Annotated in this window: 9 protein-coding genes; 8 read left to right on the top strand and 1 reads right to left on the bottom strand. The window is 58.4% G+C overall.

The features are described from left to right. The first annotated feature begins 52 nt into the window (after nt 1–52). From IEV54_RS06715 to IEV54_RS06685, 7 genes are all read left to right on the top strand, one after another. A complete protein-coding gene (locus IEV54_RS06715) occupies nt 53–1,249 on the top strand; it encodes an acyl-CoA dehydrogenase family protein (RefSeq protein ID WP_150276553.1) in 1,197 nt (398 codons plus the stop codon). 10 nt (nt 1,250–1,259) lie between these two features. Continuing rightward, nucleotides 1,260–2,393, top strand: coding sequence for an acyl-CoA dehydrogenase family protein (locus IEV54_RS06710; protein WP_150276552.1), 1,134 nt, complete (start codon nt 1,260–1,262; stop codon nt 2,391–2,393). A 168-nt stretch (nt 2,394–2,561) separates the two neighbouring features. Then, complete coding sequence (locus tag IEV54_RS06705; protein WP_150276551.1) at nt 2,562–3,311, top strand: electron transfer flavoprotein subunit beta/FixA family protein; 750 nt, start codon at nt 2,562–2,564, stop codon at nt 3,309–3,311. Further along, nucleotides 3,312–4,241 (top strand): electron transfer flavoprotein subunit alpha/FixB family protein, encoded by a 930-nt coding sequence (locus IEV54_RS06700; RefSeq protein WP_150276550.1) that lies wholly within the window; start codon nt 3,312–3,314, stop codon nt 4,239–4,241. Nucleotides 4,242–4,600: 359 nt separating this feature from the next. Beyond that, nucleotides 4,601–5,764, top strand: coding sequence for a TAXI family TRAP transporter solute-binding subunit (locus IEV54_RS06695; RefSeq protein ID WP_150276549.1), 1,164 nt, complete (start codon nt 4,601–4,603; stop codon nt 5,762–5,764). Between the two features lie 65 nt (nt 5,765–5,829). Next, a complete protein-coding gene (locus tag IEV54_RS06690) occupies nt 5,830–7,773 on the top strand; it encodes a TRAP transporter permease (RefSeq protein WP_150276548.1) in 1,944 nt (647 codons plus the stop codon). Nucleotides 7,774–8,001: 228 nt separating this feature from the next. Beyond that, a complete protein-coding gene (locus IEV54_RS06685; RefSeq protein ID WP_150276732.1) occupies nt 8,002–10,119 on the top strand; it encodes a methyl-accepting chemotaxis protein in 2,118 nt (705 codons plus the stop codon). Here IEV54_RS06685 and IEV54_RS06680 read toward each other — a convergent pair whose 3' ends face one another. Further along, nucleotides 10,120–11,139 (bottom strand): cyclase family protein, encoded by a 1,020-nt coding sequence (locus IEV54_RS06680; protein WP_150276547.1) that lies wholly within the window; start codon nt 11,137–11,139, stop codon nt 10,120–10,122. A 197-nt stretch (nt 11,140–11,336) separates the two neighbouring features. Here IEV54_RS06680 and trhP point away from each other — a divergent pair, with 197 nt between their 5' ends. Beyond that, entirely contained in the window at nt 11,337–12,641 is a 1,305-nt protein-coding gene (gene trhP / locus IEV54_RS06675; protein ID WP_150276546.1) for a prephenate-dependent tRNA uridine(34) hydroxylase TrhP, read from the top strand.

The raw sequence follows: 12,641 nt of genomic DNA, 5'->3' as shown, positions 1-12,641 counted from the left end.
GCCCGACGGCATCCGCCGCAGGCCCGGAACTGTATTTCAACGAGGACCTGACATGGACATTCATTACACCCCAGAAGAACTCGCTTTCCGCGATGAAGTGCGGGAGTTCCTGAAGAACGAGTTGCCCGAGGACATTGCTGCCAAAGTCAAAACTGGCAAGAACATGTCCAAGGCAGACCACGAGCGCTGGCAGAAAATTCTGTCCAAGCGTGGCTGGTACGCGCCAGGCTGGCCGGTTGAATTCGGCGGCACCACGTGGGGCCCCGTCGAGAAGCACATTTTCGATGAAGAGTCCGCCGCCTACGGCGCGCCGCGCACCGTTCCCTTTGGCGTAAACATGGTTGCTCCGGTAATCATCAAGTTTGGTACCGAAGAGCAGAAGCAACATTACCTGCCGCGCATCCTGTCAGGTGAAGACTGGTGGTGTCAGGGTTACTCCGAGCCAGGTGCTGGTTCTGACCTTGCGTCGCTTAAAACCCGTGCGGTCCGTGAAGGCGATCACTACATCGTCAACGGTCAGAAGACCTGGACTACTCTGGGGCAGCACGCCAACTGGATTTTCTGTCTGGTTCGTACCGACCCAGAAGCCCAGCAGCAGCGTGGCATTTCCTTCTTGCTGATCGACATGGCCACCCCGGGCATCACCGTACGTCCGATCATCACCCTGGATGGCGACCATGAAGTCAACGAAGTGTTCTTCGACGACGTCAAGGTACCGGTAGAGAACCTGGTTGGTGAAGAGAACAAGGGTTGGACCTGCGCCAAGTACCTCCTGACCCACGAGCGCACCGGCCTGGCCGGCATTGGCGCGTCCAAGGCTGCCCTGACCCACTTGAAAAAAGTGGCTACCCAGCAGCACAAGAACGGCAAGCCGCTGATTGATGATGCGGTTTTCCGCGCCCAGGTTGCCCAGGTGGAAATCGAACTGATGGCCGCCGAGATGAGCACGCTGCGTATCATTGCAGCAGCGAAGGAAGGTGGCGTCCCCGGTGCAGAGAGCTCGATCCTCAAGGTCAAGGGCACCGAAATCCGTCAGGCGATCACCAACCTGCTGCGCAAGGCTATCGGGCCGTACGCACTGCCCTTCCTGCCGGAAGAGCTGGAATATGACTTTGACGGCGACATGCTGAACAGCGAGTCCAGCCCAGCGCTGGCAGGCGATTACTTCAACATGCGTAAACTGTCGATCTTCGGCGGATCCAACGAGATCCAGAAGAATATCGTCTCTAAAATGATTCTGGAACTGTAGGAGATTAGTCGTGGACTTCAAACTCACAGAAGAGCAACAGATGCTGCAGGAAACCGCGGCGCGTCTGGTACGCGACGCCTACACCTTCGACAAGCGCGAGAAGTTCAGCGCCAGCGAAACCGGTTTCAGCCCCGAATTCTGGCAACAGATGGGTGAGCTGGGCCTGACCGCCATTCCCTTCCCCGAGGAACTCGGTGGCTTTGGCGGTACCGGTGTGGAAAACATGCTGATCATGCAAGAGCTGGGTCGCGGTATTACCCTTGAGCCCTACATGGAGTCGGTCATCCTGGCCGGCGGTCTGATTACCCAACTGGGTTCGGACAGCCAGAAGGACGAGCTGTTGGGCGCCATTGCCAGCGGTGAACTGCAGGCCGCCGTCGCACTGGACGAGCCGAGCAGCCACTACCTGCTCAACGATGTACAGACCACTGCCAAGCAAGACGGCAGCGACTGGACCCTGAGCGGCCGCAAGGCTGTAGTCATCGGTGGTCACACCGCTGGCAAGATCCTGGTCTCCGCGCGCACTGCAGGTGATGTTCGTGACGAGAAAGGCATCAGCCTGTTTATCGTTGACCCCAAGGGCGCCGGTGTCACCCGCCGTGAATACGCTACTGTTGATGGCCGCAAAGGTTGTGAGCTGTTCCTGGACAATGCTCCTGGCGAATTGCTCGGCCAAGCTGGCGAAGCCTTCCCGGCTATCACCTACCAGGCTGGCCGCGCGATCGCTGCCCTGTGTGCTGAAGCTATCGGCGCCATGGAAGTCGCCTGCGATGTGACGCTTGATTACCTCAAGCAGCGCAAGCAGTTTGGCGTACCGATCGGCAAGTTCCAGGCACTGCAGCACCGTATGGTAGATATGCGTACAGAGCTGGAGCAGGCTACCTCGATGACCATTCTTGCTGCCTGCGTTGCAAGCGAAGAAGACAGTGTCGAGCGTACCCGTACCCTGACCGCAGCCAAGTTCCTGGTTAACCGTTCTGCACGCAAGGTTGCCGAAGAGGCAATCCAGCTGCATGGTGGTATCGCCATGACCTGGGAATATTCCCTCGCTCACTACGCCAAGCGTCTGGTAATGATTAGCCATCAGTTGGGTGATGACGACCATCATCTCGAAGCTTACGCTAAGCTGATGAGTGTGGCCTAAGCGACATCTCTACCGGAATAACGGCAATTTCGCCGTTATTCCGGCACTTTTGCCATGTATTTTAGCAAATTGGCACTATCGGGCTGTGTATTGGCTCGGTATCCTATGCAACCCCTTAATTGTCATGCGCCCCCGGGCGTCCCATAGACTTGTGGAGGACTAGCGTCCATGAAAATCCTCGTCGCCGTTAAGCGCGTGGTTGATTACAACGTCAAGGTTCGCGTCAAAGCGGACAATACCGGTGTCGATCTCGCCAACGTCAAGATGTCCATGAACCCCTTCTGCGAAATTGCTGTGGAAGAGGCCGTACGCCTGAAAGAAAAAGGCGTAGCGACTGAAGTTATCGCTGTGTCCATTGGTCCGACCGCTGCTCAGGAGCAGCTGCGTACCGCCCTGGCCCTGGGTGCCGATCGCGCCATACTGGTTGATTGCGCCGAAGACCTGAGTTCGCTGGCGGTTGCCAAACTGCTCAAGGCAGTAGTCGACAAGGAACAGCCTCAGCTAGTCATTCTCGGCAAGCAGGCTATCGACTCTGACAACAATCAGACCGGTCAGATGCTCGCTGCACTGAGCGGTTACGGTCAGGGCACTTTCGCTTCTGCCGTAGACGTTTCCGGTGAAAGCGTAAAGGTTACCCGTGAAATCGACGGCGGCCTGCAGACAGTTGATCTGAAATTGCCTGCCATTGTGACTACCGATTTGCGCTTGAACGAGCCGCGTTATGCTTCGCTGCCGAACATCATGAAAGCGAAGAAGAAGCCGATGGAAGTGCTCAAGCCCGATGATCTGGGTGTCAGCACCGCTTCCACGGTCAAGACTATCAAGGTTGAAGCCCCCACCGCTCGCAGTGCCGGTATCAAAGTAGGTTCTGTGGACGAGTTGGTCGACAAACTGAAGAACCAAGCCAAGGTGATCTAAATGACAATTTTGGTTATTGCCGAACACAACAACGCCGCGCTGAATGCTGCGACCCTGAATACCGTTGCTGCGGCCAAGGCCATTGGCGGCGATATCGATCTGCTGGTAGCCGGTGAAGGCTGCTCAGCCGTTGCCGACGAAGCAGGCAAGGTCGAAGGCGTTACCAAGGTCCTGCTGGCAGACAACGCTGCCTATGGCCACCAGCTGCCCGAGAACATCGCGCTGCTGGTTGCCGAACTGGGCAAGAACTACAGCCACGTAATCTGCGCGGCCAGCACCAACGGCAAGAACTACATGCCGCGGGTTGCTGCCCTGCTCGACGTCGACCAGATCTCCGAGATCACCGACGTGGAAAGCGCCGATACCTTCAAGCGTCCGATCTATGCCGGTAACGCTATCGCTACCGTGCAGTCCGATGCGGCGATCAAGGTCATCACCGTACGTACTACCGGTTTCGATCCGGTTTCTGCCGAAGGCGGCAGCGCCAGCGTTGAAGCCGTATCCAGCGCGCAGGATGCAGGCGTGTCCAGCTTCGTCAACGAAGAACTGGCCAAGTCCGACCGTCCCGAGCTGGCTGGTGCCAAGATCGTCGTTTCCGGCGGCCGCGGCATGCAGAACGGCGAAAACTTCGAGATGCTCTACACGCTCGCTGACAAGCTTGGCGCCGCCGTAGGTGCATCCCGTGCCGCCGTCGATGCCGGCTTTGTGCCCAACGACATGCAGGTTGGTCAGACCGGCAAGATCGTTGCGCCGCAGCTGTACATCGCCGTTGGTATCTCCGGTGCCATTCAGCACCTGGCTGGCATGAAAGACTCCAAGGTAATCGTTGCGATCAACAAGGATGAAGAAGCACCTATCTTTGGCGTTGCCGACTACGGTCTGGTTGCCGACCTGTTCGAAGCGATTCCGGAACTGGAAAGCAAGGTGTAAGGATCAGCTGCAAGCGACAAGCTTCAAGCTGCAAGAAAACCCCGATTCGCGAGAGTCGGGGTTTTTTTTGACCTGAATTCCGGATTTGGATTTGGATTTGGATTTGGATTTGGATTTAGATTTGGGGGTTAGCTTGTAGCTTGTAGCTTGCGGCTTGCGGCTTGCGGCTTGCGGCTTGCGGCTGGCAGCTTGCTGACAGCAACAGCCTGTATCATTTATTAACATTCTCCCCCGCCTGGTTAACCTTTCATTACGTACAGCCTTTTGCATTGTGTCTCCCCACAAGTAAAATGTTGTTCTGATGAGCGAAACACAAATACAACAATGTTCCGCACAGCGAAACACAAAAGGTCTAATCTATGCGATTCTCCCTATACCGATTCGCCACCACCCTAGCTCTGGCCTTGGCTCTACCCGCAAGTGCCGCAGCTGAATCTGCCCTTCCCCGCGTCATGGTCTGGACTGCCTACGGTACTGGCGCCGCCGGCTATGCCCAGGCCGCGGCCCTGGGTGGTCTGCTTAAATTCGAAGAAGGCAGCAATATTCGTATTCTGCCTGGACGCAACGATGTGTCCCGTATGATCCCCCTCAAGACTGGGCGCGCCGGATACTGCCTGTGCGGTATCGCAAGCTACTTCGGCCAGGAAGGCATTTTCCTGTTTAACAAGCCCGACTGGGGGCCCCAACCTATCCGGATGGTCCTCGCCTCTCAGGGAACCCAGAGCTTTGGTCTGGCCGCCGCAGCCGATACCGATCTCGAGCACCCCCGAGACCTCAAAGGCCAGAAGGTGATATTCATCCGCGGCGCTGATTCCATCAACATGATCACATCGGCCGTTCTTGCCTATGGTGGCCTGACCTGGGACGACGTGCGCCGCGTGGATGCATCAGGCACCAATGAAGCCATTGAGGCCATCATCAACGGTCATGCCGATGTAATGCCCATGTCAACTCGCACGCCCCTGATGGAGCGTATTGCCGCCAGTCCGCGGGGTATCAACTGGCTGGACATGCCCAATGAAACTGCCGATGAGAAGGCGGCCTGGGCTCGGGCCAAGAACGTTATCCCCTATTATCTGCCCCAGTTCGAAACCCGTGGAGCAGGCGTGTCAGAACAGGATCCCTGGAATGGCGGCGGTTATGCGCTGCCGATATTGGTGACCAATGCTGACAGGAGCATCGATGAGGTCTATGCCCTGACCAAGTTCGTCGAGGACCACTACGCCAGCTTCAAGACCCTGGCCCCGGGTGCCGAAGGCTGGGAGCTGAGCCGCCAGGTATTCGACTGGGTCATGCCTTACCACGAAGGCGCTGTGCGCTATTTCCGCGAGCAGGGCGTGTGGAGTGAGGAGTATGAGGCGCACAACCAGCGGTTGCTGGAGCGTCAACAAATTCTCGCCGATGCGTGGGAGCAACAGCTTTCTGAGTCCCTGGAATCCGATCAATCCTTTCAGGGCAGCTGGATGGCGCGGCGGGCGGAGGCACTGACAGCCGCCGGATTCGATCCAGGCTTCAGCCGCTAGCCTGACACCCCTCCGACGCCGACCTTATACGGCCGAACCGATCAAGATTGCACAAGAGGCAGCTCATGTCCGAAGAACAAGAATCCATCCGTCACCCAGTGGCTGGCAGTCTGTTGCGTATCACCGCCGTCGCCACGGCGGCGCTGGCGATCTACCAGATATTCAATCTGGGTGCCTATACCGGCTTTACCATGCTGACCAGCCAATACATCTATGGCTTGCTGGCGATGATGCTGCCGATGGTCTTTGTGGCCATTCCCGCTGGCCGTGGACGGCGGGTGGATCCCACACCCTGGTACGATTGGCTGCTAGGTCTGGCCAGTATCGCCTGCTGCGTATTCTTTATTGTCCATTCCAATGAGGCGGTTGATGAGGGCTGGGAGTACATGGCACCGCAGCACGTGGTGTATATCAGCCTGCTGACCTGGGCTATCGCCCTGGAAGCCACCCGTCGCTGCGGTGGCTGGCCGATTTTCGTCGTGGTATTCGCGGCCTCGCTGTTTCCCATGCTGGCGGGCTATCTGCCGGACAGCTTTGCCGGCATTTCCACGCCGATCGACCTGGTCGCCATCTATCACACCAACAGCGATGAAAGCCTGCTGGGCATTCCTTCTCAGGCATTCGCCAATCTGGTTATCGGCTTTCTGTTATTCGGTATCGCGCTGCAGCGTACCGGTGGCGGCAAGTTCTTTATCGATCTGGCCTTCGCCCTGCTCGGCAAGGTGCGTGGCGGTCCGGCCAAGGTATCAATCTTCTCTAGCGGCCTGATGGGTTCCATGTCCGGCAGCGTGGTCACCAACGTATTGACCACTGGACCCCTGTCGATTCCGGCCATGCGCAAGGTCGGCTTCAGCAAGACCTACGCCGCAGGCGTGGAAACCTGTGCGTCCACCGGTGGTGTGTTGATGCCTCCGGTAATGGGTGCAACCGCATTCGTGATGGCCACCTTTCTGGATATACCCTACGGTGAAATCGCACTGGCTGCCGCGATCCCCTCGGCGCTGTATTTCTTCGGCCTGTTTATCCAGATCGACTTCTATTCGGCGCGCAATCGCCTCAAGGGCCTGCCCGCGATAGATCTGCCGAAAATAAAGCAGACCATGAAGGAGGGTTGGCATTACATCTTTGTATTCGGGTTTCTGATCTGGATGCTGCTGTTCATGAAGCAGGAGGCTATAGCGCCCTTCTACGCGACAGCCTTGCTGCTGGTGATCAACCAGCTGCGCAAGCACAGTCGCTGGCAGTGGAAGGACTTCAAGGAGTTTGCCGAGGCCTGCGGCGCCCTGTTTGCAGAGTTGACCGGCCTGATGGCTGGCGTCGGCCTGATCATGGGCGCGCTCGCTGTATCCGGCATGTCTGGCACTATCGCCAACGACCTGCTATTCATCGCCGGCGGCGACATGCTGGTCTTGTTGATCATGGGTGCGCTGACCAGTTTTATCCTGGGCATCGGTATGCCGGTCACGGCTGCGTATATCTTCCTGGCTATCGCCCTGGCCCCCGCGCTCATCAACGGCGGCATGAATCCGATGGCCGTGCACATGTTCATTCTCTATTGGGGCATGCTCAGCTTTATCACCCCGCCAGTGGCAATCGGCGCCTTTGCTGCGGCATCGGTGGCCGGTAGCAGTCCTATGAAAACCAGCTTCGTGTCGATGCAGATGGGCAGCATCATCTACTTCATTCCCTTCTTCTTCGTACTCGAGCCGGCATTGCTGCTGCAGGGCAGCGCGCTGGAGATCATCGTGGCTATTACCTGTGCAGTCGGTGGCATCATTCTGATCGCGGGCGGATTGCAAGGGTATTTGCCAAAGCTTGGGGACCTCAGTGAGCGCGGACTGCTGCACTGGCCGTTGCGCGCATTATTCGTGATCGGCGGACTCTTTCTGGCCATGCCATACAATCCCTATGTGCCCATTACCGAGACCATGCTTTTTGTTCTCTCCTTTGGGCTGATTGCTGCAGCAATCGGGCTGACCTGGGTGCACCGCCGCCTGGCCCCCGCCTGACAAAATCGTATCTCGACATGCATTATTCTGGTGCGAACATCCGCCTTGCGAGAGGCGTATTCGCACCATAATGGACCATAGCCTGCAATCTGCACTCAGACCCGCGGCTTAGAGAGGTCCTTTTTTCGTAACAATTGCATTAATGACTCTGATCGGTGCGCTTCTTGCAAAGAGAAGTACTATTCATTTGCATCAGAGAGATTCCCTGTGACCATTCGTAGTAAAGAAATGGCTCTCACCGAGGCCGAGCGCAACTGGCTACCCTGGTTCGGTTCTGCAAGCAAGATCGGCATGGGCTGGGCCTGCCGGATCAACAGCAACCGTTATGCGCAGTTGGAAGAAATCTTCAACAACGTGGCTGACACCCGTATGCGCCTGTTGCAGCAATGGTGCGACAACCAGTGGACCACTCTGGACAGCATCGCCCGTGATCTGGAGATCAGCGGCAACCCGCTCGAGCGCCAGCAAATGCTCAAGCTGATGCGCAAGATCAGCGACGCCAGCGAGTTGTTCCTGGTCGACGCGAGTGGCCGCTGCCTGATCAGCACAGCACAGCAAATACCTGCCTCACCTATGGACTCCAAGGCCATGCAGCAGGGCCTGCAAGCGCCGTTCCTACATGGCCCCTATATCGATCAGCGCACCAGGGAGCTCGGGCCTTCAACGTCCAGCTTTCACGATGCAGTGACGCTGATGTTCTATCAGCCGCTGCAATACCTGAATCAGCCATGCTGCCTGTGCGCACGGATACCCAACGATGTACTCGGTGATCTGATCCAGCGCGAGGCCGGCCACATCTATCAGGAATCCGGCGACAACTACGTGTTCATGGTGGAGTCGCGCTTCGACCCCGCCATCGAGCCGGGTCGTGCATTGTCACGCTCGCGCTTCGAAGACAACACCTTCAGCCATGGCGGTAATCTCAAGGAAGGTATCGTGACCGGCTACGGTACCGTCAGCGTGCGCGAGCATACCGAATTCGAGGTGCGCTTCACCGACCCTGCCACCAAGCAGCTGCACCCGGGGGTACGCGAAACCATCCGCAAGGGGCAGAACCTGTTTGTTACCTACCCTGGCTACTCCGATTATCGGCATATACCGGTGATCGGCAAGGGCGTGACCTTCAGCCTGACCGGCTCCCCCGATCGTTGGGGCATGATGTGCGAGGCGGATCTGGAAGAGGTGTACCGCTATCGTTCACTGAGTTACAGCCTGATGAAACTTTTCCTGCTGCTGATGCTGGTGATCAGCGGTTGCCAGATTGCGATTGCCTGGTCCGGCCTGGGTCAGCCGGCCGCCAGTGCGCTTAATGTGCTGGTGGTGGCGTTCTCCGCCTTCTGGTTCTGGCGCCTGGGGACGCGCAAGTTGGCCAGACGCATGGGGCGCATGACCGAAATCATCCGCAATATCGCCGAGGGCGAGGGCAACCTGAGCCAGCGCATGGATACCAGCCGGCTGGTGGCCGACGAAACCGGTGAGCTGGGCCGTTGGACCAACAGCTTTATCGACAACCTGGATACCATAGTTGGCCGCGTCAAGCAGGCCAGCCGGCATGCCCTGCAAAACAGCGAGCAGATGCTTGATCACAACCAGAAGGCCAGCGACACCGCCGAGGAGGTAACGGTGACCATCCAGCAGATGCTGGGGATGATCGAGGCCCAGGTGCAGACGATCGACAGCGCCTCGAATACCGCGGCGCAGATGAAGCGCACCATGGCCGAGGTAGTGGAGTCGGCCGGGCGCCGACTGGAAACGGTATCCGACGGCACACGCAAGATCCGCGATATTGTTGAAACCTCAGCCACCAGTGTGCAGCAGGTGGACAAACGCTCCAACGAGATTGCCGGCATGGTGTCGATGATCACCGACATCACCAGCCAGACCAATCTGCTGGCCCTGAACGCCGCTATCGAGGCGGCACGCGCAGGTGAGCATGGCCGGGGCTTTGCTGTTGTAGCCGACGAGGTACGCGCGCTGGCCTCGCGCACTGCCAGTGCCGCGGCGGAAATCAATCAGGGCATCAACGCGATACGCGATGCCACTCACCAGGCGGTTGATCTGATGGAGCAGGGGGTCAGCGATGTCGACCAGCAACTGACCCAGGCTGACAACGCTGCCAATGACAACAACACCCTGCATCAGACGGTCGAAGAGTTATTCGAAGTGATTGCGGTTATGGACACCAACAGCAAGGAGCACGGGCGCCAGGCCGGCCACGTGGCGGAAGTGACCGCGTCCATGGCCAAGGTCATCAGCACGCTGCGCTCCAGTTCGGGTCAGGTGAAGGAAACAGCCACTCGCCTGCACCAGCTGTCCGACAGTTTCCAGGTCAGCGCCGACCGTTGATCAGACCAGCGCCACCGGAGTCAGGGGTGAGCCCACCGCTCCCGGCAGGCGTAGCGGTGGCGCGATCAGCATAAAGCGACAACGCTTGGCCGCCCGCAGGTACTCGGCGAGCTCAGTCAGGTACCAGAGCTCACCCAGATGGATGCCGAGCTTGAACAGACAATGCTCGTGCAGCGGCAGCGCCGCACAACAGCCCTGCCCTTCACGGGCCGGATAGGCCTCTACCGCATAGTTATCGGCGATCAGCAGGCTCAGGCCACTATCGGTGATCCACTGCAACAACGCGGGATCGCGGCCGTCCAGCACTGCGCAGCTGGACGCGAGAACCTCGGCGTCAGGCTGCTGCTGCATACCCAGGATTACATCGGCAAAGCCGGTATACAGGCAGACCATGTCGCCGGGTTCTACCGTAACACCGTCATCGCGCATGATCTGCTGCAGCCGCGCATGGTCCACCAGCACGCGCTCGTGGCCGCAGTGACGCTGCAGATCGATCAGCACCGCCCGGCCGCTGACGGCGGTCTCGGCCATCTTCTCGATACCCAGGCGTCTGGCATTTACGCCCTCCAGTGCATCCTCGTGCCCGGCGGGACCCTGGATATCTTCCCCAGCACGCCAACCGTTGTAGTAGAGAGGCTCCGCCTCACCATCGCCGTCGGCATCAAACAGGCCGCCGACGTGCGCCAGCGCGTCCCACTGGGTGGAGTACTGGGTATAGAGCAGGACTGCATCGTCACTGACCACGTCGGTAAAATCAGGATTGAGGCGGTTTAGAGCAAAGTTATAGTTGAGCTTGTCGCCGCGTCCGGAGGTAAAGCGCCGGGGCGCGTGGCGCAGCTTGTTCAGAGCGTTACCGCCTGGATAGTCCAGAGGCAGGCTGAGACAGAAGCTCCGCCCCTCGTGGACCTCCGCTACGCCCTGGAGTACCTTTTCCGGGGTCAGCAGATTCAGCCGACCCAGTTCATCATCGGGGCCAAAGTCGCCCCAGTTGGAGCCTTCCGGTCGATTTTTCCAGCGCATGGCAGCCACCCTGTTGTTCTTGTTGGAGTCGTTAAGATGCCATGCCCCACAAGTCTGGTCATCCAGATCACTGCCGCTGTTGGCGAGGCATAGACCCGAGAGCATCTGCAGAAAGCAAACATGATCTTGATCAATGCGGCCCCAGCACCGCGAGGCTACCCTTGCGGCCTTTTATTGCCCGCTGACGGAGCCCAACCATGCCCAACGCCCCAGAGCTGCTTGCCCCTGCCGGCACGCTGAAAGCCATGCGCTATGCCTTCGCCTACGGCGCCGATGCGGTGTACGCCGGGCAGCCCCGCTACAGCCTGCGAGTCCGCGAGAACGATTTTCACAACCCCGAGGTCATGGCCGCAGCCATTGCTGAGGCACATGCGCTGGGCAAGCGCTTCTACCTTGCCAGTAACATCGCCGCTCACAACAGCAAGGTTGCAACCTATCTGCGCGATCTTGAACCGGTGGTGGCAATGGGGCCAGATGCTTTGATCATGTCCGATCCGGGCCTGATCATGCTGGTCCGTGAACGCTGGCCCGAGTTGCCGGTACACCTCTCGGTACAGGCCAATGCGGTGAACTGGGCGACAATCAAATTCTGGCAGAAGATGGGCCTTGAACGCGTCATTCTCTCCCGTGAACTGTCCCTTGATGAAGTGGAAGAAATCCGCCGCCAATGCCCGGATATCGGGCTTGAAGTGTTTGTGCACGGCGCCTTGTGTATCGCCTATTCGGGCCGCTGCCTGCTATCCGGTTACTTCAACCACCGCGATGCCAACCAGGGCGCCTGTACCAATGCCTGCCGCTGGAAATATGATCTGCAACCAGCGGTGGAAACCCCTGAGGGCAACATCGAGCCGCTTGCCCGCCCTGTCCATGTGATCAACCAGAGCGATAAACCGGATGAGCCCATGGCAATCGAGGAGGACGAGCACGGGACCTACATCATGAACTCCAAGGACCTGAGGGCGGTGCAGCACGTGCAACGCTTTGTCGATATGGGGCTGGACTCACTGAAGATCGAAGGCCGGACCAAATCGCATTTCTACGTCGCCCGAACCGTACAGACGTATCGTCGTGCGATAGATGACGCCGTTGCCGGCTTACCCTTTGACCTGAGCTTGATGGACGACCTTGAGAGCCTTTCCAACCGCGGCTATACCGAGGGATTCTATCGTCGGCATCCGCCAGGGGTGTATCAGAATTACGAGCACGGCGCCTCACGCATGGAGAGGCATCAGTTCGTAGGGGAGGTGCTGGAAACCGTCGATGGCTGGTTGCGCATCGAGGTGAAAAACCGCTTCGCACCTGGTGACCAGCTGGAGCTCATGACGCCCGAGGGTAACCATATCTTCAAGCTTGACCTGATGCACAATGACCGGAACCAGCCGATCAAGGTCGCTCCGGGCGACGGGCACATTGTGAGAATACCTCTGCAGGGAAAAGGCTCGATAGCTTTCGGCCTGTTGCTGCGCTATCTCCCCGAGCAGGCGGAAAATTCTCCTCTCTGA

The organism is Halopseudomonas salina, assembly GCF_014637955.1.
Classification (GTDB): domain Bacteria; phylum Pseudomonadota; class Gammaproteobacteria; order Pseudomonadales; family Pseudomonadaceae; genus Halopseudomonas; species Halopseudomonas salina.
Note: the sequence above shows the minus strand (reverse complement) of the source record. Positions and strands in the feature narration are given on the sequence as shown.